This window comes from Pseudomonas putida (assembly GCF_002025705.1).
Lineage (GTDB): Bacteria > Pseudomonadota > Gammaproteobacteria > Pseudomonadales > Pseudomonadaceae > Aquipseudomonas > Aquipseudomonas putida_J.
Genome location: NZ_CP018846.1, coordinates 3,335,434 through 3,360,554 on the forward strand (window position 1 = coordinate 3,335,434; position 25,121 = coordinate 3,360,554).

Sequence of the window (25,121 nt, forward strand, 5' to 3'; positions counted from 1 at the left end):
ATCACATCTCGACCTGGGTACCCAGTTCGATCACCCGGTTCAACGGCAACTGGAAGTACTTGAGGTTGCTGTTGGCGTTCTTCAGCAGGAAGGCGAACAGGTGCTCGCGCCAGCGGGCCATGCCCTTCTGTTTACCGGCAATCACCGTCTCGCGGCTGAGGAAGTAGGTGGTGCGCATCGGGCCGAACTCGAGGTCGGCATGGGGGTAACGGCTCAGCGCCAGCGGCACGTTGGGCTCTTCCATGAAGCCGAAGTGCAAGCTCACACGGTAGAACCCGACGCCGAAGGCCTCGACTTCGAAGCGCTTGCCGGCAGTGACCCGCGGCTCGTCCTCGAACACCACGGTGAGCAGCACCACCTGCTCATGCAACACCTGGTTATGCAGCAGGTTGTGCAGCAACGCGTGGGGCACTGCCTCGGGGCGCGCAGAGAGGAACACGGCCGTGCCGCTGACGCGATGCGGCGGTTGCGCCTGCAGGCTGGCGATGAACAGCTCCAGCGGCAGTGAATGTTCGTCCAGCCGTTCGACGATGATCTTGCGCCCGCGCTTCCAGGTGGTCATCAGCACGAACAACGCCACCCCGGCAATCACCGGGAAGGCACCGCCCTGGAGAATTTTCGGGGCGTTGGCGGCAAAGAACAGGCTGTCCACCAGCAGGAACGCCAGCAACATCGGCACCGCCAGCCAGCGTGGCGCCTTCCACAGCAGTAGCACCACCGCCGAAGCCAGCAGCGTGGTGATCAGCATGGTGCCGGTCACCGCCACGCCATAGGCCGCCGCCAGTGCCCCGGACGACTCGAAGCCGACCACCAGCACCACCACGCCGACCATCAGCGCCCAGTTGACCATGCCGACGTAGATCTGCCCCTGCTCCTCGCTGGAGGTGTGCTGGATGAACATGCGCGGCACATAGCCCAGCTGGATGGCCTGGCGGGTCATGGAGAACGCCCCGGAAATCACCGCCTGGGAGGCGATGATGGTAGCCAGCGTGGCCAGCGCGACCATGGGCAGCAGGGCCCAATCCGGCGCCAGCAGGTAGAACGGGTTGCGCACCGCCTCCGGGTTACCGAGGATCAACGCCCCCTGGCCGAAGTAGTTCAGCACCAGCCCCGGCAGCACCAGCAGAAACCAGGCCCGGGCAATGGGTTTGCGGCCAAAATGCCCCATGTCGGCGTACAGCGCTTCGGCACCGGTCAGCGCCAATACCACTGCGCCGAGAATGGCCACGCCCATGCCCGGGTGCAGGATGAAGAACTTCACCGCCCACACCGGGCTCAGTGCCTGCAGCACCTCCGGGTGCTGGACGATGCCGTGCACACCCAGCGCGCCGAGCACCACGAACCACAGCACCATGATCGGCCCGAACAGGATGCCGATGCGCGCAGTGCCGTGCTTCTGGATCAGGAACAGCGCCACCAGCACTACCACCGCCAGCGGCACGACCCAGTGTTCAATGCCGTCGAAGGCCAGTTGCAAGCCCTCCACTGCCGACAACACGGAGATGGCCGGGGTGATCATGCTGTCGCCATAAAACAGCGCAGCGCCGAACAGGCCGAGCAGCACCAGCACCCTGCCCAGCCGCTTGTAAGGTGCTGCCGCGCGGTGCGCCAGCGCCGTCAGGGCCATGATGCCGCCCTCGCCCTGGTTGTCGGCGCGCAGGATGAACAATACGTACTTAAGCGACACCACCCACAGCAGTGACCAGAACACCAGCGACAGCACGCCGAGCACACCGGCGCTGTTGGCCTGGACGCCGTAGTGCCCGGCGAACACTTCCTTGAGGGTGTACAACGGGCTGGTGCCGATGTCGCCATAGACCACGCCGACAGCGGCAACGAGCATGCCGACAGCGGTGGATTTACTGGGTTGGGGTGGGTTTGCGGCGACGGCGGACTGGCTCACGAAAGGCTTCTCTGGACTGGCGGTTGGAAATGCATGCCATCCCTGAGCATCGCGCGGTCAGTATCCTTGCAGCGCGTCAGGGCTGTCGTAAAAAGAGCGTAAAAAAACAGGGGATTGTGTTGGGGCGTTTGGGCTTCGGGGTGTTTGCCTTGGGAGGTGCAGCGCCTATGAGATCGAGCGCCGCCCGCGCGGCGCATCGCGGATGAATCCGCTCCTACATTTGTTTCGGGCCAGTCACTCCTGTGAAGCCAACAGGGACCGCCTTGTTGGTATGGCGATACATCTCTGTGGGCATTGACGCTGCCCCATCTGTCTCACGTCATGCACCGAGGCGGACAGCGCTAACCTCACAGGAATAATTGGCCCGAAAAAAATGTAGGAGCGGATTCATCCGCGATGCGCCGCGCGGGCGGCGCTCGATCTCACAGGCGCTGCAAATCCCCCGGCAGGCACCCGGTGGCCTTCACGCAATCCCACGACAACCTGTATGGTTGTTGCTGACGAGTAAACCCCGGAGACCCCCATGTTCCGTGCCTTCGAACGCTGGCTCGACCCCTTCCCGCCCGACGAAGTACCGCCGCCCCCGGTCGGCCTGCTGCGTTTTCTGTGGGCCTGCACCCGCGGCGCCCGCGGCTACATCCTGGCGCTGGCGCTGTTCAGTGCCGGGGTGTCGATCTACGAAGCCTGGCTGTTTTCCTTCCTTGGCCAGGTGGTGGACCTGCTCTCCAACTGGCAGGCCGGCGGTGGTGTGAGCGCCGAAGAAAGCCGCGTTTTGTGGGGCGTGGGCCTGCTGCTGGTCGCCAGCATCGTGCTGGTTGGCCTGCGCACGCTGATGCAGCACCAGGTGCTGGCGATCAACCTGCCGCTGCGCTTGCGCTGGGACTTCCACCGGCTGATGCTGCGCCAGAGCCTGTCGTTCTTTTCCGACGAGTTTTCCGGCCGGGTCACTACCAAGGTGATGCAGACCGCGCTGGCTGTGCGTGAAGTGCTGTTCACAGTGATCGAGATCGTCCCGGGCATCGGCGTGTACTTCATCGCCATCATTGCCCTGGCCGGCGGTTTCGCCGCCAAGCTGATGCTGCCGTTCATTGCCTGGCTCGCGCTGTTCGGCCTGGCCATGCTGTATTTCGTGCCACGCCTGGGCAAGGTCGGCCAGGAACAGGCCCATGCGCGCTCGTCGATGACCGGGCGGGTTTCCGACGCCTACACCAACATCACCACCGTGAAGCTGTTTTCCCACTCCAAACGCGAGGCACACTTCGCCCGTGCGGCGATGGAAGACTTCAAGCAGACCGGCTTTCGCCAGATGCGCCTGGTCAGCCAGTTCGAGATCGTCAACCAGGCGCTGGTGGTCGGGCTGATTTTCGGTGCCGGCGGCTACGCCTTGTGGCTGTGGCACCAGGGCCAGGTCGGTACCGGTGCGGTGGCCGCGATCACGGCCATGGCCCTGCGCATCAACGGCATGTCGCACTGGATCATGTGGCAGATGACCTCGCTGTTCGAAAACATCGGCACCGTGCAGGACGGCATGGCCACCCTCACCCGCGGGCCTAAGGTGCAGGACGCGCCGAATGCCGGAGTGCTGGAAACCCGCGGCGGCGCGGTGACCTTCGACAAGGTCAGCTTCAACTACAATGGCGAGCGCCAGGTGCTCGATGGCCTGAGCCTGAATATCCGCCCTGGCGAAAAGGTCGGCCTGGTGGGCCGCTCCGGTGCGGGCAAGTCGACGCTGATCAATCTGCTGCTGCGTTTCTATGACGTGGACCGTGGCGAAATCCGCATCGATGGGCAGAACATCGCCCACTTCACCCAGGACAGCCTGCGCAGCGCCATCGGCATGGTCACCCAGGACACCTCGCTGCTGCACCGCTCGATCCGCGACAACATCGCCTACGGCCGCCCCGAGGCGAGCGAGGCGCAAATCCAGCGCGCTGCGGTCAACGCCCAGGCCGATGGCTTCATCCGCCAGCTCAGCGACCGTGATGGCCATAGCGGTTACGACACCCTGGTGGGCGAGCGCGGCATCAAGCTTTCGGGCGGCCAGCGGCAACGTATCGCCATCGCCCGGGTGATGCTCAAGAACGCCCCGATCCTGCTGCTGGACGAAGCCACCAGTGCGCTGGACTCGGAAGTCGAGGTGGCCATCCAGGAGAGCCTCGACGAGATGATGCAGGGCAAGACGGTAATCGCCATCGCCCACCGGCTGTCCACCATCGCCGCCATGGACCGGCTGATCGTGATGGATGAGGGGCGCATCATCGAGCAAGGTACCCACAGCGAACTGCTGGCGAAGAACGGTACCTATGCGCGGCTGTGGCAGCACCAGAGCGGTGGCTTCCTGGGTGAGGATCAGGGGGTGGCAGAGGCGCTGGAGTGACCATGCAGGCAGCCACGGGGCGGCCTTTTCGGGCCGCTCGCTGCCTAGGCTCTGCGGGCCATCTGTGCCGGTTTTAAGGTGAAATCTGTACATTGAGTTACCGGTGCACACCTCGATAATCGGGCCTTCTTTGACCACTTGTCGAGGCCAGGCCCCCATGAGCACGCATATCCGCAACAGACGACTGACGATCCCGCAGCTGGTCGCCATGAAAGGCCGGCAAAAGATCGTTTCGCTGACGGCATACACCAGCGCGATCGCCAAGGTGATCGACCCTCTGGTCGACTTCATCCTGGTCGGTGACTCCACCGCGATGGTCGGCTACGGCCGCCCCTCCACGTTGGGTATGCGCCTGGATGAGACCATCGCCCATACCCGGGCAGTGGTCGACAGCTCGCGGCTTGCCTGCGTGATTGCCGACATGCCGTTCGGCAGCTATCAGGAGTGCCACGAGCAGGCCTTTCGCAACTGCGCACAGGTGCTAGCCAGTACCGGCTGCGACGCCGTCAAGCTGGAGGCCAACCAGGCCTTGGCCAGTACCGTGGCGTTTCTGGTGGCGCGCGGCATACCGGTTATGGCGCACATCGGCCTGATGCCGCAGTTCGTCAATGCCATGGGTGGCTACAAGGCCCAGGGGCTTTGCCCCGACAGCGCCGCGGCATTGCGGGCCGATGCCCAGGCCAACCTGCAGGCCGGCGCCTTCAGCCTGCTGCTGGAGGGAGTCGCCGAACCTGTCGCCAGGGCGATCAGCGAAACCACCGACAAACCCACCATCGGCATTGGTGCATCACCGGCCTGCGATGGCCAGGTACTGGTCATCGAAGACCTGCTGGGGCTGGGTGGCGAACAGGTGCCCCGCTTCGTCAAGCAATATGCCGACGTTGCCCAGGTCATCCGTGAAGCCTGTACCCGCTTCGGTGACGAAGTCCGCGATGGGACCTTCCCTGAAATGCGTCACTGCTACGGCGTCTGAGCCTTGTCCTTGATAGCCACGTCCTTGAAAGCCACGTCCTGAATTGCCTTGACCAGGCATTGCAGCGCCCAGGGTATGTCCTTGCTCCAGTCCAGCGTGTAGCACAGGCGCAGATGGCTGCGCCAAAGGCCACGCTGGCTGAAGATCTCCCCAGGCGCAATGACGATACGTTGCGCCAGCAGCTGCTCGAAGACCCGGCGCATTTCGACCGGCCGGGTCGACTCCAGCCAGAAGCTGGCGCCACCCTGCGGCTCGATGACGCGCAGGCAACCTTGACCGTGGGTATCGAGCAGCGCCTTCATCTGCTGCATGCGCTCGCGCAGCATGGCGCGCAGCAAGTGCACATGCTGCTCGACCCGACGCGAAGTGAACAGCTTGGCAATGGCCTTCTGGCGAATGGGTGACAGGCGGAAGGCACGTTCCAGGAACAAGTGCTTCAACTGCTCGGTATGGCGCCGGCAAAGCAGGTAACCATAGGGTGCTTCCGAACCAATCACCTTGTCGAAAGTAGAGAAAACCAACAGTCGATCAGGGTCGGCGAAATCCCGATAGCGTGGTGCCCCGGCCTGGAAACAGAACTCGCCATAGCTGTCGTTCTCGAACAGCCACACACCGTGTTCCGCCAGCCAGCGACAGACCTGCTGCTTGTCCGTCGCTGGCATCAGGCCGCCTTGCGGCACGCTTGCCGCTGACGACAACACTGCCAGGCGTACCGGTGTGCTGCCCAGCAGCTGACGCAGTTGCGGTAGATCGAAGCGGCCATCGTCACCCAGTGGCACTTCGATGATGGTCATGCGCGCAGCCTGCAGTTGCCTGAGCACCGCCCAACTGCAGGGGGATTCGACCAGCGCCACCGTGCCCTCGAGGTCCAGTGCACGCAGCGACAGTTCGAGGATGCTGCGCAGGTCAGCGCCGACGAACACATGCTCGGCCTGCCAGTAATGGTGCGCTGAACGGGTGTAGAGGTCCGCCAGCACGCTGCGCAGCTCCAGTTCGCCGAACGGCTGATACAACGGTGCGTGGGAACGCGGGTACTGGCGCGCGAGCTCGCGCTCGATCATCAGCAACGGCTTTTCCAGCGACAGCAGCATGGCCGGTGCATCGCTGCTGAGGGCCAGCATGCCCGGCTGGCGGGCGCTGGAGAACACCGTGTCGACCAGGTTCGGCGAGCGCCCGGCGTGCAATGGCATGCTGCTGGCCCGGGTGAAATAGCCAAGCTTGGGGCGAGCATGCACCCGCCCTTCAGCTTCGAGCAGTGCATAGGCGTACTGGGTACTGGACACCGAGACATTCAAGCGTTGGGCCAGTTGGCGCAACGATGGCAGGCGTTGCTCGGCGTCGGAGGGAGCAGCCTCGATCCGCTCGAGCAGGTAGCGGTAGACCGCCTGGTAGGTGTAGGTGGGCTTTGGGGGGTTCTTCGCATCCATACTCAGGAACCAATTGGCAAATGCTGCCACAGGTTACACGCAGATACCCGCTGGCGCTCGAGCGAGATCACGGACCGGGTGGTGGCCGGCGGCATGAACAAGGGCATCGCCGCCGACCTCGACATCGGTGAAATCAGCCTGGAGCGGGCATTCAGGCAATCTGTCTTACCCGTTCACGGCCGTGCTCCTCTCTGGTCAGGCGGGGTGAGTGGCCGTTATTCAGTTCTCACCGATGCAGTGGTCACCGAGGGTGCGGTAGTTCAGCACCTGGGTCTGGTCGTGCGAGTCGAGGTAGGTAAGCCGGGCATTGACCACTCCGCAGGTCGGCGTTGCGTCCTGGCTGGTCGACAGCACTTTCTTGATGTCCAGCTGGGTGCCATAGGTGTAGTTGCGGACACTGTCGGCAGCTTCGGCACGGGCGGCCAAGGTGCAGACGCTCAGGGCGGAAAACAGGCAGGCGGCGTAGACGGCTTTGCGGTTCATGGTGGTGCTCTCCGGGCTTCAATGGGTTTTGAACCGAGGCGTTACTGCTTCGCTTCGATGGAGCCCATTTAAAGCCCGCAACGTACCTGGCTTGTGTCACGATCTCTGCGGTATCAAATCACAACGTATCCGCAGCACTGCCGGATACGCTGTGATACAAACCCGCGCCGCCTGCAGCGGGCGCTCTGCGTGGCGCGTTCCATCGATCACACTGATGATTACTATCGAGCGGCTCGCCTGTCGACTCGCCAGTGCTGGCTTTTATAATCGCCTTCAATTTTCCCTCCCCCTCGCCTGCAACAGGCGACATCACCTTGGAATCAGGAACATGCCAAGCGTCAGTCAGGCCTCCCATGGCCTTCCCGAACATGATCAACAAAGCGTCAAACAGCAATGGCTGGCGATTCTTTCGGTCGCGGTGGGCGCCTTCGCCCTGGTCACCAGCGAGTTTCTGCCGGTGGGCGTGCTCAACGATGTCGCCAGTGACCTGGGCATCAGTGCGGGCCATGCCGGGCTGATGGTGACCCTGCCCGGCATCATGGCCGCCCTTGCCGCGCCACTGCTGTCGGTGGGCATCGGCGCCATGGACCGGCGCTACCTGCTGATCGGCCTGACGCTGGTCATGATCATTGCCAACTCGGTGGTGGCCTACGCCAGCGATTTCAGCCTGCTGCTGTTCGGCCGTGTGCTGCTGGGCATCAGCATCGGCGGTTTCTGGGCCACCGCCATCGCCCTCAGCGGCCGCCTGGCGCCAAAGGGTGTGAGCGTGGCGCGGGCCACGTCGATCATCATGGCCGGCGTGACCCTGGCGACCGTGCTGGGCGTGCCCGTGGGTACCTGGCTGAGCGGCCTGATGGGCTGGCGCATGACCTTCCTGGCCACCGCACTGCTCGGCGTGCCGGTACTGTTGGCACAGCTGTTCTTGCTGCCGCAGCTCAACCCGGACAAGGCCATTCACATCCGTGACCTGCCGGCCCTGTTCATCAACCCGCAAGCCCGGGTTGGCCTGATCGCCGTGCTGCTGATCGGCCTGGCGCACTTTGCCGCGTATACCTATGTCGCACCGTTCTTCAAGCAGAGCTCCGGCTTCGATGGGCCGACCATTGGCTCACTGTTGCTGCTCTACGGCGTGGCCGGGGTAATCGGCAACCTGTTCGCCGGCTTCGCCGCGAATCAGAGCGTGCGCCACACGCTGATGCTGGTGGCGGTGATGATCGGTGTCAGCACCGCCCTGTTCCCCTACTTCGCCACCGGCCTGACTGGCGCGGCAATGCTGATCGCCCTGTGGGGCTTCGCCTTTGGCGCGTTCCCGGCTTGTTCCAGCATCTGGATGTTCGTGGTGGCGCCCAAGGATGTCGAGCGCGGCATGCCGCTGTTCGTGGCGATGTTCCAGGTCATCATCGCGCTGGGCTCGTTCTTTGGCGGGCGCATCGTCGACCAGCTGGGCAGCTCGGTGTTGTTGAGCCTGGCCACTGCCCTGGTGGGTTGCGGTTTTGTCACGGTGCTGGTGCTGGGGCGCAATGTCAGCAACAGCCTGGCGGCGCAAGCTGGCTGACGGGTAAGGGTACACGGGTGAAAGGAAGGGGCGTCGCGCGCGCCCTCTTCTGACGTCATACATATCTGGAAAGTGGTGGCCACGAAGTGCCCACGGCTGAACTGTCAGTAGCAAGACGACTGCACTTCACCCGTAGCTGCCATTGCGAAAGCGATAGACCTGCTCATTTTTACAGACCTTGCGCGATCTCGCTCTCACATGACTTTCTGATTTGCACGGAGCTGTGTGAGCGGGTTTACCCGCGAACACCGGCACAGCCGGTGCCATCCACCGCGGCGCCTGCTTCGCGGGTAAACCCGCTCCCACAGAGTGCGCGTCGCGCTTACGAAACCAGCTACCTTTTAGTGTCCGCTTTGGGTCGATAGCTGGCGTCTGCAAATGGCTGCTACCGACCCAAAGCAAAGTCCCTGGGCATGGCCTCAGATCGAGCGCTGATTCACACGGGCAGTTAGTTGCTCGGCACTTTCCTTGCGTTCCGAATAGCGATCTACCAGGAATTCCTTGCGGTCGCGCAGCAGAACGGTGAACTTCACCAGTTCCTCCATCACATCAACCACTCGATCATAGAACGGCGACGGCTTCATGCGCCCAGCTTCGTCGAACTCCAGATAGGCCTTAGGTACCGAAGACTGGTTCGGGATGGTGAACATGCGCATCCAGCGGCCAAGCACGCGCAGCTGGTTGACCACATTGAACGACTGCGAGCCGCCACACACCTGCATGACCGCCAGGGTTTTACCTTGGGTGGGGCGAACCGCACCGAGCGCCAGGGGTACCCAGTCGATCTGCGCCTTGAACACCGCAGACATCGCGCCGTGGCGCTCGGGCGAGCACCAGACCTGGCCTTCCGACCACTGCATCAGATCGCGAAGTTCCTGCACCTTGGGGTGCTCGACCGGTACATCGTCCGGCAGCGGCAGGCCCGACGGGTTGAAGATGCGCGTCTCGGCGCCGAAGTGTTCCAGCAGGTGTGCTGCTTCTTCCACCAGCAAGCGACTGAAAGAGCGTTCGCGGGTCGATCCATACAGCAACAGGATGCGTGGTTTGTGCTCGCTGGAACGGGGCGCCGCAGGCGGCGTGTCGAACAGCGCGAGGTCGAGATTTGGCAATTGCTCGGACATGTTTTCCTCCAGCTCAGAGCGTGCCGATGCGATCCAGCTCACGCTTGAGCTGGTCACTGTCGAGGCTATCGAAAGGCAGTGTGAAGAAGGCTCGGCAACGCGATTCGATGCGGGCCAACGTGGCGTGGAAAGCCGCGTCGACCGATGCTTCGTCACCAACGACATCGGACGGGTCTTCCAGCCCCCAATGCGCCTTTTGCGCGGGGCCGAAGTACACCGGGCAGGCTTCGCCGGCTGCCTTGTCGCAGACGGTGATGACGATGTCCGGTGGGTTGCCTTCGAACGCATCGTTACCCTTGCTGCTCAGGCCTTCGGTCGAAATACCGGCCTTGCTGAGCGTGCTCAGGCTGCGAGGCAATACCTGGCCCTTGGGGAAACTGCCAGAGCTGATGGCCTGGAAGCCTGCCGGGGCCAAGTGGTTGAACAGCGCTTCGGAAAGGATGCTGCGGCAGCTGTTGGCCGTGCACATGAACAGGACTCGCATGTCGGGCTCCTCCGCTTGGTCGCGGACGTCAGAGGCTCAGGCGCAATGCCAGGGCCGAAAGGGTGATCAGCAAAACCGGCAAGGTCAGCACAATGCCGACCCTGAAGTAGTAACCCCAGGTGATGCGCATGCCTTTGCGCTCCAGTACGTGCAGCCACAGCAGTGTGGCGAGGCTGCCAATCGGGGTGATTTTCGGGCCCAGGTCGCAGCCGATGACGTTGGCGTAGATCATCGCTTCACGGACCAGGCCCTCTGCGCCACTGGCCTGGATCGACAAAGCGCCGACCAGCACGCTGGGCATGTTGTTCATCACCGAGGACAGCAGCGCAGAGACAAGACCGGTGCCAATGGCGGCGCTCCACAGTCCCTGTTGTGCAAGCCAGTCGAGCAGCTGGGTGAGCATGTCGGTGAGACCGGCGTTTTTCAGGCCGTACACCACCAGATACATCCCGAGGGAGAAAATCACTACCTGCCACGGTGCTTCGCGCAGCACTCGGCGGGTAGCAATGCGGTGGCCGCGCGCGGCGACGATAAAGAGGATTGCTGCACAAGCGGCGGCCACCGCACTGATCGGGATACCAAGCGGTTCGAGCGCGAACAAGCCTGCCAGCAGCACCACCAGTACCCAGCCACCGACCTTGAAGGTGGCGCGGTCGTGAATCGCCTCGCTCGGTTTCTTCAATACATCGAGTGCGTACTGCCTGGGGATGTCACGCCGGAAAAACAGCGACAGCACCAGCAGGGTGGCCGCCACACTGGCGAAATTCACCGGCACCATCACCGAAGCATATTCAGCAAAGCCCAGGCCGAAATAGTCAGCCGAAACGATGTTGACCAGGTTGGAAACCACCAGCGGCAGGCTCGCCGTGTCAGCAATGAAGCCAGCGGCCATGACAAAGGCCAGCGTCGCGGTGGGCGTAAATCGCAATGCCATCAACATCGACATGACGATGGGCGTGAGAATCAACGCCGCACCATCATTCGCGAACAGCGCTGAAACGGCAGCACCGAGCAGCACGCAAAAGGCGAACAGCCGGTAGCCACTGCCGTTCGCCCATCGCGCTACATGCAGGGCGGCCCATTCGAAGAAACCGGCCTCATCCAGCAGCAGGCTGATGATGATCACCGCGATAAAGGTGGCAGTGGCGTTCCAGACAATGGCCCAGACGGTTGGAATGTCGTGCAAGGACACTGCACCGACCACCAGCGCAATAATTGCACCCAGTGCGGCGCTCCAGCCGACCCCAAGCCCTTTGGGCTGCCAGATGACCAGCGTGAGGGTGAACACAAAGACAGCAACAGCTACCAGCATGAAAATCTCGCTCGGTGATATCAGCAGCAGACAGCATCACGGACGGGACGGCCATCCATGTTTTTCAGCCGAAGGGTGTTGTCTGCCAACCACTGCGAATTGGCCTGCAAGGTGACTTGCAGCATCTCGTGTACCCAGGCCGGTAGCTCTGGATTGAGGCGGTAATACACCCACTGACCCTGGCGGCGATCCAGCAGCATGCCGTTGCTGCGCAACTGCGCCAGATGGCGGCTGACCTTGGGCTGGCTGTCGTCCAGCGCGCACATGAGCTCGCAGACGCAGAGTTCTCCCAGGCTGGCGATCAGCAGGGTGGCGCGAGCACGGGTCTCGTCAGAAAGGCTCTTGAACACATCAGGCGGGGAAATCATGGCGGCACCAATACATATGAAAATCCGAATATACGTATTTTCATATGTTAAGTGCAAGTACATCTGCCATGGCAGACATCTGTAACCAAGGCCGCTTTGCGGTCCATCGCCGGCAAGCCCCACAGGTCCGTGCAAACCAGAATGTCCTGTGCCGTTCTGTGAGGGCGAAATCGCGCAAAATTCGCAAAGATGAGCGGGACAATCGCTCGTAATGGCAACTATGGGCAATTGCAGTCAAAGGCTGCAGGCAGCCTTGAACCTCGATTCGCGAGAGGGCCACAAGTTTCCCGCCTGCCGCCGTGAAGATGCGTAACAGAGCGGCGAGTAAGAGCCGTACTTTCGCAGTGGCTGCCAAGTGCCAAGTCACAGCACTTCATCTAGCATGATCTGGTAGGTCCGTTGAGGCAGGCGCAGGCTCGGGATCGTGCTTCTGAGTGCTCCTTGCTCAAAGGCCTGGATGACAGATGGATTTCCATACCCCAGCGGGTGAATGTGATGAATACACTGCCAATCAGATTCCAGCATTTCTTCCTTTGCCTATTGCTGTTACTGCCTTTTTCCTTGAGCGCTGCGCCGTCAGCCGACCTCCCGAGTGTCGAACTGACCCCGGCTGAAGAGGCTGAAGTTCAAAAGCTGGTCTTGCCGATACCCGAAAACTGGGTCGGGGACTTCGAGGGCATGCGCGAGCGCCGGTTGGTGCGAATTCTGGTGCCCTACAGCAAGACCTTCTTCGAACTGGACCGCGGTCGCCAGAGGGGCATGAGCTACGAGCTTGGCAAAGGGCTGGAGGCGTGGTTGAACGAGACCCAGCCCTACAGCAAAAAATCCATGCAATGGCGGGTGATGTTCATCCCCACAGCGCGTGACCAGTTGATGCCAAACCTGGTCAAGGGTGTTGGCGACATTGCCGCCGGTGGCCTGACCATCACCGAGGAGCGCCTGAAGAACGTCGATTTTTCCGATCCGTTTGCCGTGGACATTCCGGAGATACTGGTCACCGCCCCTGGTAGCAAGGCCTACGAGAAGATCGAGGACCTGTCGGGCCTGGAGGTCACCGTGCGCGCCTCCAGCAGCTACTACGAACACCTCAAGGCGCTGAACGCCGGGCTGTTGGACAAGGGCCTGCCACCAATCGACATCAAGCCCGCCGACGAGAACCTGGAGTCGGAAGACCTTTTGCAGATGGTCAACGCCGGCCTGCTCAAGGCCACGGTGGTTGACCGCTACATCGCGCGGATCTGGGCGCCGCTGTACACCGGCATGAAGATCCACGACAAGCTCTTCCTGCACGACAAATCCGAATTCGCCTGGGCCATTCGCCAGGGCAGCCCTCAGCTGAAGGAGCAACTCGCACGCTTCGTGCAGACCCACAAGGTGGGAACGGCGTTCGGCAACAGCCTGCGCAACAAGTACGTGACCAACAGCAGCAAGCGCGTACTCAACGCCACTTCCGAAGCGGAAATGAAGAAATTCCAGGCCATGGTGGAAATCTTCAACCGCCACGCCGCCACGTACGGCTTCGATCACCTGATGCTCATGGCCCAGGGTTTCCAGGAGTCGCAATTGAACCAGGGTGCCCGCAGCCACCGCGGTGCAGTGGGGGTGATGCAGCTGTTGCCCGCCACCGCGAAGGACCCCACCGTCGGCATCCAGGGCATCGATAAAAGTGCTGACCGCAACATCGAAGCCGGCTGCAAATATATGCGCCTGCTCGCAGACAAGTATCTGGACGACCCTCAACTGACCCAGATGGATCGCACCTTGATGACATTCGCCGCCTACAACGCAGGGCCCGGCAACCTGCGCAAGTTCCGCGCGTTGGCGGAAAAGTCAGGGCTCAACAAGAACGTGTGGTTCGGCAACGTCGAACAGGCTGCGGCCCAGGTTGTAGGCCGGGAAACCGTGGATTATGTGGGCAACATCTACAAGTACTACGTGGCCTACAAGCTGGTCGAAGAAAAAGCCGGGAGAAAACCAGAGCCCTCTGCGCAATGACTTCGAATCCCGACGCTGGATGACTCTTTTCCCCACCATTCGTGGGGAAACCACACCCCCGCTGCTGGGCACCGGCCTGGCGCCCTTGCGCCCCATTATTTTGTGCACATCAAGCAGCAGTAGGCGTTATCCAGCAAACTGCTTGTGAAAAAATTGTTGGCATAGCCGTTGCTCGAGGCCTGTTGAACCAGGCAAAGCGCTAACAGTGGCACTACAGCCACCTAGCTTCGAGCGAGGCACCAGGCTATGCAAATACCTGTCGTGATCCACCCCAATACCCAGGCATTCAGATTATCTGCCTTGACTGCACTGATGCTCAGCCTTTCAGCCGAGGCCTCCTCGCTGGATGACATCAGCCAGCCTCCACCGACGGACCCGTCGTATTACAGCGACCAGCCAGCCGACCCCGGCCCGGCGCTGCTCGAGCTGCACAACCTGCCCGAGGCCAACGAAGGTGCGCTGGAACTGCAAGACGGGGTCTACGGTGATCGCGCGAGTACCCGCGTCGACAACGTACTGCCGCCTGCCTTGCAGACGTCACGCAATTACCCCACCAACGGCAAGCCGAGCCCGTTGTTCGGCGCCCAGCCGTTCACCCAGCAACTGCTGCTGTTCGAGGAATTCGGCCCGGAGAAACTCGACCCCAACCTGCCACCGCCTACCCTGACCTTCCCGGTCCCCACGCTGGGCGCAGCCCCTGCGCAAGACCCTGACGTAGTGGCCCGCAGCAGCCCCAACGGCAACGCCCTGGAAGCCTTCCTCAAGCAACCGGGCCTGTACCCGTTCCCGACCCAGTACGCCAACACCCTCGACCGCAACCCGTGGAAGGCGCAGATCGAGCTGTTCCTCAACCGCAACTCGGTCGGCTCGCCGGCAGAAGGCCGGCCACCCGGAAAAGGCTGGTCGCACCAGCGCTGGAACGAGTTCTACCCCCAGGCGGCGTTCAAGACGGCGCAGGCCGGTGCGCGCATCAACCAGGGGCTGCGTGACCGCAAGCAATTGCACAACTACGCCGTTGGCGAGTTCGCGCCCGGTGGCCTGTACTACCAGACCTCGGACATCCCGACCACCCTCGGCACCACCAAGGGCATCGACACTCGCTTCCACCCGAACTTCCCGTTGCAGAACCACAAATCGCTGTGGACCTTCGACGGCACCTTCCCGCCGAAGCTGCTGATGGTCCGCTATGGCCAGCCAGTGCTGATGCGCCACTACAACGCGCTGCCGATCGACCCGGCGGCCAACGCAGGCTTTGGCCTGCACACCATTTCCACCCACGAGCACAACGGCCACAACCCGGCAGAAAGCGATGGGTACGCCAACGCCTATTTCTTCCCCGGCCAATATTACGACTACCGCTGGCCGGTGCAGCTGGCCGGCTACGACACCATCAACACCCGTGCCGAAGACCCGCGCGCCGCCTTCCCCTGCTCGCCCGGCGAAACCCTGTTCGTCAACGACGCAAGCCCAGGGCTGAAGACCTGCGGGAACGGCAGCATCAAAATTCGTGGCGACTGGCGTGAAACCATGAGCACCCACTGGTTCCACGACCACATGCTGGATTTCACGGCGCAGAACGTCTACAAGGGCAACGCCGTGATGATGAACTACTACAGCGCCATCGACCGCGGCAACGAAGCGCTGCAGGACGGCGTCAACCTGCGCTTCCCCAGTGGCTCGGCCATGCCGTGGGGCAACCGTGACTATGACGTCAACCTGGTGATCGCCGACAAAGCCTGGGATCAGAACGGCCAGCTGTGGTTCAACCCGTTCAACACCGACGGCTTCCTCGGTGACCAGATGCTGGTCAACTGGCAGTACCAGCCCAAGCTCAAGGTGCGCGCGCGCAGCTACCGCTTCCGTATCCTCAATGGCTCGGTATCGCGCTACTTCAAGTTTGCCGTGGTACGTGAAATCGCCGGCAACGGTGGCGAGTTCAAAGGCCCTTCTGGCTCCAACCTGTCGTACGCCCGCGTGCCGTTCCACATGATTGGCAACGACGGCAACATCATGGAACACGCCGTGCCGTTCGATGGCACCCTGGACCTCAACGGCGACGGCAAGACCGACGACAACAACGCCATCTTGCCGGTGCAAGCCATCGCCGAGCGCTACGACATCATCATCAACTTCGCCAGGAACGGGATAAAGGCCGGCGACAAGCTGTACTTCGTCAACCTGATGGAGCACGACACCGGCAAGGGCCCGAAACAGGCCATCGCATTGGCTGACGTGCTGTCCGAGAAGTACAAGGCGGTGATCAAGCAGACCAGCAAGGGGCCTGAGTGGGACAAGGGCGACCCGGTGGTCGGCAAGTTCCTGCAACTGGTCGTGCAGCCCTACAGCGGCACCGACCTCAGCATGGACCCGAGCGCCTATGAACCGGCCAAACCGGGCAAGGCCGAAGGGCTGAAGATGATCCCGCTGACCATCGACCGCACCGCCGTAGCCGACCAGGCCAAGCTCAAGGCTGCGCGGCACCGCGAGTTCATCTTCGGCCGCTCCGACGGCACCGACAGCGCACCGTGGACCATCAAGACCGATGGCGGCTTCGGCTACAGCATGGACCCACGGCGCGTCACCGCCGCCCCGCAGATGGCCAGCGAAGCGACCCCTGGCGGCTTCAGTGGCGACGGCACCCTGGAAGTGTGGAAGATCAAGAACGGCGGCAACGGCTGGAGCCACCCGGTGCATGTGCACTTCGAGGAAGGCGTGGTCCTCAGCCGAGACGGCAAGGCCCCGCCGGAATGGGAAAAATGGGCACGCAAGGACGTCTACCGCATCGGCCCGGAAGTCGACTCCTCGGTAGAACTGGATGTGGCCATTCGCTTCCGCGAATTCGCCGGCACCTACATGGAGCACTGCCACAATACCCAGCACGAAGACTCGTCGATGCTGCTGCGCTGGGACCTGGAGCATCCGGGGCAATTCCAGGTCATGCCAACCCCGCTGCCCGGTTGGGACGGCGTGCAGTACATGGCTTCGGTGGGCCTGCCGACCTTCCGCACCGCCAGTAAAGACAACAGTGCAGACCCGGCCAACAAGCCACCGGTGGCGGTGAACGACAGCGCCGCGACCACGACGGGCAAGCCGGTCGTGATCAATGTGCTGGCCAACGACACCGACCCTGAGGGCAACCTGCCATTGACGGTGACCGGCCTGAACCAGCCGGACTCAGGCCAGGGAACCGCCAGTACCAATGGCACGACCATCACCTATACCCCACCGACGACAGTCGACGCCCCGTTCACCGCCAGCTTCGCCTACACGGCGCGGGACGCCAAAGGCGCCGAGTCGCTGGCCCCGGCGACGGTCAGTGTCGCGGTGGGCCCCGCGGTGTTGGCGGACCAGATCGAGGTCAGCAGCGCCGTGGTGCAGGTGCGCAGCAACAACCGCTACACCTGGGATATTTCCGGCACCACCTCGGTGGCCAGCGGCAACAGCATCACAGTGACCGCAGCCACCACCGGTGGCCCGCTGAACCTGGGTACGGCGACGCTGACGGCAGCGACCAGCGGTGCGCGCTGGCGGTTGTCGGTGAGCACCACCGGTAACGGCCCTGCAACACCGGCGACGATCACCGTGAAGTCGGCACTGGGTCAAAATTTGAGCGCGCCAATCACCGTCAAATAAGTGCCAGACAAAACCGGGGCCGCTTGCCGGCCCCTGGCGACGAAGGCCTGATGGACGCCAGTGACACGCCGCGTCATTGAATCGTCCCGATGAGTCATATTGATGACTCCCGCTCTTCAGGCTAATACTAAGGTATCTGCCTGGGGAGGCACGAATCATGCAATCGAGATTTGTTATCGTTCCAGCTGTGCCAGTCGAAAAACAGTCCTTTCATTCGGGATCCCGGTTTTATGCCGCAACCGTGTCAGGTGGCTTCGACATCTACGACAATCAGGAAAAACTACGGCTCAAGCCAAGCTACGCAACCCGGTCGCTCGCCGAAGCCGCGCGCTTGAAGCTGAACAGCGAATGCCGTAATCCAGACGAACTGTTCCCCTTCTTACGGGTGGAATGCGCTGTAATCGACCGGTGACTGCGAATTGCGCTGCCAGTTATCACTGGCGGCGCGCGGTCGGCTTTTTCAGGGTTTCAGCCTGATTGACGCCCGGCAACCCAAGCCGGACCAGCGCCTGACGCAATTGCTGGGCGCCAACAAAGCGCAAGGCTTGCATCCCCTGCTGATTCGCCGCGTCCACGTTCTTCTGCACATCGTCGATGAACAGCGTGCGCGATGGCTCAAGCCCGTATCGGCGCAGCAGCAACTGGAAAATCTCAGGCTCGGGCTTCATCAGGTTTTCCCTGCCCGACACCAGCACCCCCTCGAATTTCTTGAGGAACGCAAAACGCTGCTCGGCATAGTGGAAGGTCTCCGCCGACCAGTTGGTCAGGGCAATCAGCCGTACCCCGGCAGCGTGCAGTTCGTCCAGCACCTGGACCGTGCCGTCCAAGGCGCCAGCCAGCATTTCTTCCCAACGCTCGCGATATGCCCTGATGTGCGCCTCGTGCGCGGGGTGCTCGGCTACGGCCTCCTCGATCGCCGCCGCCCATGAGCGGCCACGGTCCTGGCTCTCGTTCCAGGCAGTGTTGCAGACGTTGGCCAGAAACGCCTCCATCGCCGCTTCGTCATCCACGAAGATTTTGCGAAACAGGTGCCGAGGGTTCCAGTCGACCAGCACACCGCCAAGGTCGAACACCACCGCCTCGATAACGTGGACAGGTTCATGCATGGGTCAAGCCTCCGCTTGTTGGATATCGATGCGCCGTGCCTCCCATGACATTTCCCGACAGAAGAACTTGAAGGTCGCCTGGGCGCTGGCCACGGCTTCCTTCAATGCCTGGCTGTCGCCTTCGACGCTGTAGATCATTTGCTCCGTCATGAGCCGCTCGTCCTTGTGCCTGATCCAGACAGGTTGCCGCCAAGACCCTCCCTAAAGACGGTCAGGCAAAATGCTGCAGTGCGCTGTCATCCCATTCATGGCCCGCGTGCGACCAGCCATTGTCCATTGGCAGCGGGAAACCGGTGCGGCAATGCCCCTGCCTGGCTTCGAAGTCGAAGACCGCATGCGGGTAGTCGTTGATCAGCAGCAGCGCCTTGCGGTGGTCCTCGGACCAGGCAATCTTGACTATCGAGGGTTTGTCCCGGTCCGCAACGCTCTCCACGTCGTAGATGTGCAGCGCATTCTGGATCGGGTTGCCGGCGCCTGAGGTATCCAGGGCATAGAAATAGCCGGTTTCTTCGTCGTCCTCGAACACCACGACATAGGGCCCTTCCCCGGCGGGCGCCTCGAGCACCAGGCCGTCCCCTACAAGCAATTCGTTCTGCGCAGCAAGATAGGCAGGCATGCGGGCAATCCTTTTGCTGTATGAGAAGGCTTGATCATGCCCAGCAACGAATGCCCGCTGCAAGCGAATCTGAAGCAGGCAATGCTACACCGCGCTGCACTGGCCGGGGATCAGATAGCCGCTTGCAAGCGAGCATGCCTCAATCCAGCACCGGCCTGAGCAATGCCTGCGCCTCATACAGCGTCGCCAGGTAGCGCAGGCGCATTTCGTCGATGCTCAAACGCGAAGCATGCGTGGTGATCGTCAAGGTCGCTTTCAGCTGGCCGCTGCGGTCGACTAGCGGCACGCCCAGCACGCGCATGCCAATTTCGTATTCCTGATCGACGATGCTGTAGCCCTGCGCCCTCACCTGCTGCAACTCCGCCGCCAGCAGCGCCCTGTCGGTCTGGGTGTAAGGCGTCAGCGCATTCAGTGGATTACGCGCAAAGTACTCCTCGCGCTGCCCCTCCTCCAGCCACGCCAGCCAGACCCTGCCACTGGCCGTGCAATACATCGGCACCCGCGACCCCGGGCGGATCGACATCGAAGCGATGTGGCTGTACCGGCTGCGCACCAGGTGGATGATCTCGTCGCCATCACGGCTGCCCACCGACACATGCTCCTGGGTCTGGCGCGCAACCTGCTCGACGATCGGCCGCAACATGCGCGGCAACTGCGCCGAATCGACATAGGCCTGGCCAATGCGCAGGGCCTTGGGCGTCAGCCAGTAATGGCGGTTGTCGGTTTCGGCAAAGCCTTCGTGCATCAGGGTTAGCAGAAAGCGCCGTGCAGCGCTGGGGGTCAGGCCGGACAACCTCGCCGCCTGGGGCACGCTCAGGCGGGGTTGCTCGGCACTGAACAGCTGCATCAGCGCCAGGCCTTTCTGCAGGCCGGCGATGAGGTCACGGGGGTGAATCTGGGGCTGGGACATGAGTTCGGCTCGTTGAAAAGGGCGATTAATGCGATCACCGACAGATAACTGCGATTATCGCATCAAATGCCCGATCAGCGCATTGTCGGGAAAACCGCCCCGCTCCAAGCTTGCCTCCACAACAACAGCAATAACGGAGGTCAGCATGATCCGAGGTTCGACAGAACTGGTTGCCATCGTCGGTTCACCCATCGCCCAGGTGAAGTCACCGGAAAACTTCAACACCTGGTTTGCCAACAACGCCCGCGACCTGGCGATGCTTCCCATCGACCTGCAGGAAACGGCGCTGGGCGCCTTTGTCGACAACCTGCGCGGCTGGCGCAACCTGCGTGGCTGCGTGGTCACCGTGCCGTACAAGCAGGCCCTGGCCACACGGCTGGACGGGCTCAGCGAGCGCGCCCAGGCCCTGGGCTCGGTCAACGTGATCCGCCGCGAAGGTGACGGCCGCCTGGTGGGTGACAACGTCGATGGCACGGGCTTCCTCGGCGCCACCCGCCAGCATGGCTTCGTGGCCACCGGCAAGCGCGCGCTGGTGGTGGGCTGCGGCGGGGTCGGCAGTGCGATCGCCTATGCGCTGGGTGAAGCAGGCATCGCCAGCATCACCCTGAGCGACCCCAGCACCGAACGCGTCGGTGTGCTGGGTGAAGTGCTCGGCAATGCCTTCCCCAAGCTGGAAATCGCCAGCCTTTTCGGCTCACTGGAAGCCTTCGACCTGGTGGTCAACGCCTCCCCCGTAGGTATGGGCCACAGCGGCGAACTGCCATTGCCGGCGACGCTGCTGGAGACTCTGAAAGCCGCCACGCTGGTGGCCGACGTGGTCACCTCGCCAGAAATCACCCCGCTGCTGCAAAAGGCGCGCGAACGCGGCTGCCCGATCCAGACCGGTGCGCAGATGGCCTTCGCCCAACTGGGCCACCTCGGCGCCTTCATGGGCGTCACGCCGCTGGAGATCTGCAGCCATGAGCGCTAGCGATCAAGCAGTATTCGACCTGGTCGTCCTCGGCAGCGGTGCCGGGGGCTTCGCCACTGCCGCCACGGCAGCCCGCCGCGGGCTGAAAGTGCTGGTGGTGGAAAAGGCCGAACGCTTCGGCGGCACCTCGGCGATTTCCGGCGGTGCGGTATGGATCTACGGCAGCGATCAGGCCCGTGCAGCCGGGGCCAAGGACTCCGCCGATGCCATGCGCACCTACCTGAGGACGATCATTGGCACAGGCTACAACCCGGCGCTGGTGGACGCCTTCATCGAGCAGGGTCACCAGGCCCTGCGCTGGCTGGAGCAAAACACCGAACTGCGCTACGGCCTGCGCCCGCATTCACCGGACTACTACCCCGACGAACCCGGTGCCACCGAGTTCGGCCGCGCCCTGGAGATGGTCGAGTACGACGGTCGCCACCTGGGCACACGCTTCAAGGACCTGCAGATGCCACCGCCCGGCATGCTGCTGTTCGGCGGCATGATGGTCAACCGCGTGGACATCCAGCACTTCCTCAACCTGCGCCGCTCGCCCACCTCACTGTGGCATTGCCTGAAGCTGATGGCACGTTATGCGCGGGACCGCCTGCGTCACCCGCGAGGCACCCGCTTGACCACCGGCAACGCGCTGATCGCGCGCCTGGCCAGCAGCGCCTTTGCCGATGGCTGTGAACTGTGGCTGCGCAGCGATGCAAAGGAGTTGATCGTAGAGCGCGGTGTGATAACTGGCGTAGTCGTGCAGCGCGAAGGCCGACTGCTACGGGTGCAAGCCAGGGGTGGGGTGGTCTGCGCCATGGGAGGTTTTGCCGCCGGCAAACTGGCTGCGGACTATCGGCCGGATGCCACGGCAGCTCACCTGAGCATGTCCCCGCCAACCAACGACGGTGCTGCCCTGCGCCTCGGCGAGGCAGTGGCGGCGGCACAGGGCGAAGGTCTGGCGGCCAATTTCTTCTGGGCGCCAGTGTCCGAACTGCGCCATGCCAATGGTGAGCGCGAGCGCTTCCCACACCTGGTCACCGACCGCGCCAAGCCGGGGGTGATCGCGGTCGACCCGGCCGGGCGTCGCTTTGTCAACGAATCCAACTCGTACCACCACTTCGTACAGAGCATGTTCGCCAACGCCATGGGCCATTGCTGGCTGATCTGCGACGCCGAGGCGATGAACCGTTATGGCCTGGGCCTGGCACGGCCAAAGCCGGTGGACAACTCGGCGCTGATCGCAGCCGGCTACCTGCAACGCGCCGCCAGCGTACCAGCCCTGGCCGAGGCCATCGGTGTCGATCCACAGGCCTTGCAGCAAACGCTGGAGCGCTTCAATGCCGACGCCGGCAACGGCATCGACCGCGAATTCGGCAAAGGCGGCAACAGTTACAACCGCTACATGGGCGACCCACAGCGCCAGCCCAACCCGTGCCTGGCGCCGCTGACCAAGGCGCCGTTCTACGCCATCCGTATCCATACCGGCGACCTCGGTTCGGCACGAGGGCTGGTCACCGACGCCCATGCCAACGTGCTGAACCGCAGTGGCGCGCCCATTGCCGGGCTGTATGCCGTGGGCAACGACATGAACTCGATGATGCACGGCACCTACCCCGGCCCTGGTATCACCCTCGGCCCCGCCCTCACCTTCGGCTGGATCGCTGCCAGCCATATCGCCAAGCGCCTGCAGGCGCCAGCCACCCCCATGGAGAAACCCGCATGTACTACGAACTGAGAACCTACACCCTCGACCCGCTGAAGATGGCCGACTGGCTGGCCCTGTACCAGAGCCATGCGCTGGAGGTGCAAAGCGAGCACCTGGGCAACCTGGTGGGCTTCTTCACCAGCGAGTTCGGCGAGGTCAACCAGGTGGTGCATCTGTGGGCCTACGCCAGCCTCGACGAGCGCATGGCGCGCCGTGCCGCGATGGCTGCCGACCCACGCTGGGCGGAGTTCTCGCGGCGCAATCGGGAACTGGGCGCGGTGCTGCAGTTGCAATCGCGGCTGCTGCGGCCAACAGGCTTTTCGCCGCTGCAATAACCTGCGCCCCGGGTTAAACGGGGTATGTGGGAGCGGCCTTGCCGGGGCGCCGGACCGGTCGGAAAGGGCTGCATCGCAGCCCCGGCATTCTCGGCAAAATCGCTGAAACCCTGGGGCTGCTGCGCAGCCCTATCGCGACGCAAGGCCGCTCCCACAACGATATCGCACGACGTCATAAGGATTTTTTCATGCAACCCCTCGAATGTGACGTACTTGTCATCGGCTCCGGTGCCTCTGGCCTGGCGGCCGCAGTTACCGCCGCGCATCACGGCCTGAAGGTGATCGTCGCGGAGAAGGCCAGCCAGCTTGGCGGTACCAGCGCCTGGTCGGGGGGCTGGCTGTGGATTCCGCGCAACCCGCTGGCCGTCGCCGAAGGCATTGTCGAACGCGACGACGCCCCCGAACGCTACTTGCGCGCCCAGGCCCACACCGCCGAACTGGACCCACGCCAACGCGCCTTCCTGCGCCATGGCCCAGAGATGGTGGCATTCTTCCAGCAACACACCGCCGTGCAGTTCCAGTCCGGCAGCAAGATGCCCGACATGCGTGAAGGCGATGGCAGCACGCGTGGCGGGCGCTCGCTGTGCGCGCTGCCGTTCGACGGCCGGCTGCTTGGCCCGTGGCTGCACAAGCTGCGCCCGCCACTGGACATCGTCAGCCTGGCCGGCATGGGCATAGCCGGTGGCGCGGATATGGCCGCCTTCTTCAATGCGCGCCACTCGCCCAAAGCCGCGCTGCACGTGGGCAAGCGCCTGCTGCGCCATGGCCGCGACCTGCTGTTGCACCGCCGTGGCCTGCAACTGGTCAACGGCAACGCCCTGGTCGCGCGCCTGTTGCGCAGTGCCCTGGACCTTGGCGTGACATTGCTCACCAGCACAGCGGCTGCCCGCTTGCTCGGCGATGGGCGTATCGATGGTGCGCAGTTCGCCGATGGCCAGGTTGTCCGTGCACGCCGTGGCGTGGTCCTGGCCTGTGGCGGCTTCGCCCATGATCGCCTGCGCATCGCCCAACTGATGCCCCATGCGCCCGATGGCGAGCAGCACTACTCGGCCGCGCCACCTCAGAACAGCGGTGATGGCTTGCGCCTGGGTGAACAGGTTGGCGCCCAGCTTGGCCCCGCGCTCGCACAGGCCGGCGCCTGGGCGCCGGTCTCGCAGGTACCGCGCCGTGACGGCAGCTTCGGCCACTTCCCGCACTTGATCGACCGCGCCAAACCCGGTTTCATCGCCGTGCGCCGCGACGGCCGACGTTTCGTCAACGAAGCCGATTGCTACCACGACTTCATGAATGCGCTGTTCGCCGCCACGCCCCAGGGCGAAGCGCACGAGGCCTGGCTGATCTGCGACCATGCCGCACAACGGCGCTACGGTATCGGCTGGGCCAAGCCGTTCCCCTTCCCGACCGGCTACTATCAACGGCGCGGCTATCTGCTCAGCGGCCAGTCCCTGGCAGAACTGGCGCAGCGCTGCGGGATCGCTGCCGAACAACTGCAACGCACCGTGGCCGACTTCAACCGCCATGCCACGCACGGCGAAGACCCGGCCTTCCAGCGCGGCGCCTCGGCCTACAACAAGGCCCAGGGCGAGCCGCTGAATAGGCCCAACCCATCGTTGCGGCCATTGCTGCACGGGCCTTTCCATGCGGTGAAGCTGCTGCCAGGCAGCCTCGGCACTTTCGCCGGCTTGCACACAGACGCCTCGGCACGCGTACTCGATCACGCACAGCGGCCGATACCCGGCCTGTTCGCGGTCGGCAACGACATGCACAGCGTGATGGCCGGGCATTATCCTAGCGGTGGTATCACCCTTGGGCCGGGCATGACCTTCGGTTATCTGGCTGGCAAGGTGCTGAGCAGCCTGTGAGCGC

General features: G+C 63.1%; 21 protein-coding genes. 10 read left to right on the top strand and 11 right to left on the bottom strand.

All coding sequences use genetic code 11. The features are described 5' to 3' along the window. Position 1: 1 nt before the first annotated feature. Positions 2-1,843, bottom strand: a complete 1,842-nt coding sequence (locus BUQ73_RS15010; RefSeq protein ID WP_152031632.1) for a potassium transporter Kup — start codon at positions 1,841-1,843, stop codon at positions 2-4. 583 nt (positions 1,844-2,426) lie between these two features. Here BUQ73_RS15010 and BUQ73_RS15015 point away from each other — a divergent pair. Together BUQ73_RS15015 and panB are read left to right on the top strand one after the other, a co-directional pair. Further along, the gene (locus BUQ73_RS15015) at positions 2,427-4,280 is read left to right on the top strand and encodes an ABC transporter ATP-binding protein (RefSeq protein ID WP_079228641.1); all 1,854 of its coding nucleotides are present in this window, start codon (positions 2,427-2,429) and stop codon (positions 4,278-4,280) included. Positions 4,281-4,437: 157 nt separating this feature from the next. Continuing rightward, positions 4,438-5,253 carry a 3-methyl-2-oxobutanoate hydroxymethyltransferase gene (gene panB / locus BUQ73_RS15020; protein ID WP_079228642.1) on the top strand — a complete coding sequence of 272 codons (816 nt, stop codon included), beginning with the start codon at positions 4,438-4,440 and terminating at the stop codon, positions 5,251-5,253. Here the strand turns inward: panB and BUQ73_RS15025 are convergent. Then, a complete protein-coding gene (locus BUQ73_RS15025; RefSeq protein ID WP_079228643.1) occupies positions 5,241-6,680 on the bottom strand; it encodes a PLP-dependent aminotransferase family protein in 1,440 nt (479 codons plus the stop codon). The genes panB and BUQ73_RS15025 overlap by 13 nt on opposite strands. 219 nt (positions 6,681-6,899) lie before the next feature. Continuing rightward, positions 6,900-7,163, bottom strand: coding sequence for a DUF2790 domain-containing protein (locus tag BUQ73_RS15030; protein ID WP_079228644.1), 264 nt, complete (start codon positions 7,161-7,163; stop codon positions 6,900-6,902). A gap of 328 nt (positions 7,164-7,491) precedes the next feature. On the opposite strand from BUQ73_RS15030, the gene BUQ73_RS15035 reads away from it, so the two are divergent. Then, the gene (locus BUQ73_RS15035; RefSeq protein WP_079228645.1) at positions 7,492-8,718 is read left to right on the top strand and encodes an MFS transporter; all 1,227 of its coding nucleotides are present in this window, start codon (positions 7,492-7,494) and stop codon (positions 8,716-8,718) included. Positions 8,719-9,137: 419 nt separating this feature from the next. Here the strand turns inward: BUQ73_RS15035 and arsH are convergent, their stop codons facing one another. The 4 genes from arsH to BUQ73_RS15060 are packed head-to-tail and all read right to left on the bottom strand — an operon-like array spanning position 9,138 to position 12,003. Next, positions 9,138-9,839 (bottom strand): arsenical resistance protein ArsH, encoded by a 702-nt coding sequence (gene arsH / locus BUQ73_RS15045; RefSeq protein ID WP_079228647.1) that lies wholly within the window; start codon positions 9,837-9,839, stop codon positions 9,138-9,140. 13 nt (positions 9,840-9,852) lie between these two features. After that, positions 9,853-10,323, bottom strand: coding sequence for an arsenate reductase ArsC (locus BUQ73_RS15050; protein ID WP_079228648.1), 471 nt, complete (start codon positions 10,321-10,323; stop codon positions 9,853-9,855). A 28-nt stretch (positions 10,324-10,351) separates the two neighbouring features. After that, on the bottom strand, positions 10,352-11,635 hold the full coding sequence (locus BUQ73_RS15055; protein ID WP_079228649.1) for an arsenic transporter: 1,284 nt from the start codon (positions 11,633-11,635) through the stop codon (positions 10,352-10,354). A gap of 20 nt (positions 11,636-11,655) precedes the next feature. Beyond that, the gene (locus BUQ73_RS15060; protein ID WP_079228650.1) at positions 11,656-12,003 is read right to left on the bottom strand and encodes a metalloregulator ArsR/SmtB family transcription factor; all 348 of its coding nucleotides are present in this window, start codon (positions 12,001-12,003) and stop codon (positions 11,656-11,658) included. Between the two features lie 495 nt (positions 12,004-12,498). Between BUQ73_RS15060 and BUQ73_RS15065 the strand changes: the two genes are divergently transcribed. From BUQ73_RS15065 to BUQ73_RS15075, 3 genes are all read left to right on the top strand, one after another. Then, the gene (locus BUQ73_RS15065; RefSeq protein ID WP_079228651.1) at positions 12,499-13,998 is read left to right on the top strand and encodes a lytic transglycosylase F; all 1,500 of its coding nucleotides are present in this window, start codon (positions 12,499-12,501) and stop codon (positions 13,996-13,998) included. A gap of 246 nt (positions 13,999-14,244) precedes the next feature. Then, on the top strand, positions 14,245-17,631 hold the full coding sequence (locus tag BUQ73_RS15070) for an Ig-like domain-containing protein (protein ID WP_079228652.1): 3,387 nt from the start codon (positions 14,245-14,247) through the stop codon (positions 17,629-17,631). A gap of 157 nt (positions 17,632-17,788) precedes the next feature. Further along, positions 17,789-18,043 carry a hypothetical protein gene (locus tag BUQ73_RS15075; protein ID WP_079228653.1) on the top strand — a complete coding sequence of 85 codons (255 nt, stop codon included), beginning with the start codon at positions 17,789-17,791 and terminating at the stop codon, positions 18,041-18,043. Positions 18,044-18,065: 22 nt separating this feature from the next. Here the strand turns inward: BUQ73_RS15075 and BUQ73_RS15080 are convergent, their stop codons facing one another. From BUQ73_RS15080 to BUQ73_RS15090, 4 genes are all read right to left on the bottom strand, one after another. Next, positions 18,066-18,737 (bottom strand): HAD family hydrolase, encoded by a 672-nt coding sequence (locus BUQ73_RS15080; protein WP_152031559.1) that lies wholly within the window; start codon positions 18,735-18,737, stop codon positions 18,066-18,068. Positions 18,738-18,740: 3 nt separating this feature from the next. Next, on the bottom strand, positions 18,741-18,887 hold the full coding sequence (locus tag BUQ73_RS28085; RefSeq protein WP_152031560.1) for a DUF2314 domain-containing protein: 147 nt from the start codon (positions 18,885-18,887) through the stop codon (positions 18,741-18,743). A gap of 61 nt (positions 18,888-18,948) precedes the next feature. Beyond that, positions 18,949-19,353 (bottom strand): DUF2251 domain-containing protein, encoded by a 405-nt coding sequence (locus tag BUQ73_RS15085; protein ID WP_079228654.1) that lies wholly within the window; start codon positions 19,351-19,353, stop codon positions 18,949-18,951. A gap of 139 nt (positions 19,354-19,492) precedes the next feature. Then, the gene (locus tag BUQ73_RS15090) at positions 19,493-20,263 is read right to left on the bottom strand and encodes an IclR family transcriptional regulator domain-containing protein (protein ID WP_079228655.1); all 771 of its coding nucleotides are present in this window, start codon (positions 20,261-20,263) and stop codon (positions 19,493-19,495) included. A gap of 145 nt (positions 20,264-20,408) precedes the next feature. Between BUQ73_RS15090 and BUQ73_RS15095 the strand changes: the two genes are divergently transcribed. The 4 genes from BUQ73_RS15095 (at position 20,409) to BUQ73_RS15110 (ending at position 25,117) form a co-directional block, all read left to right on the top strand. Further along, the gene (locus tag BUQ73_RS15095) at positions 20,409-21,233 is read left to right on the top strand and encodes a shikimate dehydrogenase family protein (RefSeq protein ID WP_079228656.1); all 825 of its coding nucleotides are present in this window, start codon (positions 20,409-20,411) and stop codon (positions 21,231-21,233) included. Continuing rightward, complete coding sequence (locus tag BUQ73_RS15100) at positions 21,223-22,950, top strand: FAD-dependent oxidoreductase (protein ID WP_079228657.1); 1,728 nt, start codon at positions 21,223-21,225, stop codon at positions 22,948-22,950. Before BUQ73_RS15095 ends, BUQ73_RS15100 begins: the two co-directional genes overlap by 11 nt. Then, complete coding sequence (locus BUQ73_RS15105; protein ID WP_079228658.1) at positions 22,935-23,255, top strand: NIPSNAP family protein; 321 nt, start codon at positions 22,935-22,937, stop codon at positions 23,253-23,255. Before BUQ73_RS15100 ends, BUQ73_RS15105 begins: the two co-directional genes overlap by 16 nt. A gap of 188 nt (positions 23,256-23,443) precedes the next feature. Continuing rightward, complete coding sequence (locus BUQ73_RS15110) at positions 23,444-25,117, top strand: FAD-dependent oxidoreductase (RefSeq protein WP_079228659.1); 1,674 nt, start codon at positions 23,444-23,446, stop codon at positions 25,115-25,117. Positions 25,118-25,121 lie beyond the last annotated feature (4 nt).

Bases quoted from the DNA above. Each gene is read 5' to 3' on its own strand.
- BUQ73_RS28085 (WP_152031560.1), bottom strand. From the start codon at position 18,887: ATGACGGAGCAAATGATCTACAGCGTCGAAGGCGACAGCCAGGCATTG.
- BUQ73_RS15025 (WP_079228643.1), bottom strand. From the start codon at position 6,680: ATGGATGCGAAGAACCCCCCAAAGCCCACCTACACCTACCAGGCGGTC.
- BUQ73_RS15035 (WP_079228645.1), top strand. From the start codon at position 7,492: ATGCCAAGCGTCAGTCAGGCCTCCCATGGCCTTCCCGAACATGATCAA.
- BUQ73_RS15065 (WP_079228651.1), top strand. From the start codon at position 12,499: ATGAATACACTGCCAATCAGATTCCAGCATTTCTTCCTTTGCCTATTG.
- BUQ73_RS15080 (WP_152031559.1), bottom strand. From the start codon at position 18,737: ATGCATGAACCTGTCCACGTTATCGAGGCGGTGGTGTTCGACCTTGGC.
- panB (WP_079228642.1), top strand. From the start codon at position 4,438: ATGAGCACGCATATCCGCAACAGACGACTGACGATCCCGCAGCTGGTC.
- BUQ73_RS15055 (WP_079228649.1), bottom strand. From the start codon at position 11,635: ATGCTGGTAGCTGTTGCTGTCTTTGTGTTCACCCTCACGCTGGTCATC.
- BUQ73_RS15075 (WP_079228653.1), top strand. From the start codon at position 17,789: ATGCAATCGAGATTTGTTATCGTTCCAGCTGTGCCAGTCGAAAAACAG.
- BUQ73_RS15085 (WP_079228654.1), bottom strand. From the start codon at position 19,353: ATGCCTGCCTATCTTGCTGCGCAGAACGAATTGCTTGTAGGGGACGGC.
- BUQ73_RS15050 (WP_079228648.1), bottom strand. From the start codon at position 10,323: ATGCGAGTCCTGTTCATGTGCACGGCCAACAGCTGCCGCAGCATCCTT.
- BUQ73_RS15100 (WP_079228657.1), top strand. From the start codon at position 21,223: ATGAGCGCTAGCGATCAAGCAGTATTCGACCTGGTCGTCCTCGGCAGC.
- BUQ73_RS15010 (WP_152031632.1), bottom strand. From the start codon at position 1,843: ATGCTCGTTGCCGCTGTCGGCGTGGTCTATGGCGACATCGGCACCAGC.
- BUQ73_RS15030 (WP_079228644.1), bottom strand. From the start codon at position 7,163: ATGAACCGCAAAGCCGTCTACGCCGCCTGCCTGTTTTCCGCCCTGAGC.
- BUQ73_RS15095 (WP_079228656.1), top strand. From the start codon at position 20,409: ATGATCCGAGGTTCGACAGAACTGGTTGCCATCGTCGGTTCACCCATC.
- BUQ73_RS15110 (WP_079228659.1), top strand. From the start codon at position 23,444: ATGCAACCCCTCGAATGTGACGTACTTGTCATCGGCTCCGGTGCCTCT.
- BUQ73_RS15060 (WP_079228650.1), bottom strand. From the start codon at position 12,003: ATGATTTCCCCGCCTGATGTGTTCAAGAGCCTTTCTGACGAGACCCGT.
- arsH (WP_079228647.1), bottom strand. From the start codon at position 9,839: ATGTCCGAGCAATTGCCAAATCTCGACCTCGCGCTGTTCGACACGCCG.
- BUQ73_RS15070 (WP_079228652.1), top strand. From the start codon at position 14,245: ATGCAAATACCTGTCGTGATCCACCCCAATACCCAGGCATTCAGATTA.
- BUQ73_RS15090 (WP_079228655.1), bottom strand. From the start codon at position 20,263: ATGTCCCAGCCCCAGATTCACCCCCGTGACCTCATCGCCGGCCTGCAG.
- BUQ73_RS15105 (WP_079228658.1), top strand. From the start codon at position 22,935: ATGTACTACGAACTGAGAACCTACACCCTCGACCCGCTGAAGATGGCC.
- BUQ73_RS15015 (WP_079228641.1), top strand. From the start codon at position 2,427: ATGTTCCGTGCCTTCGAACGCTGGCTCGACCCCTTCCCGCCCGACGAA.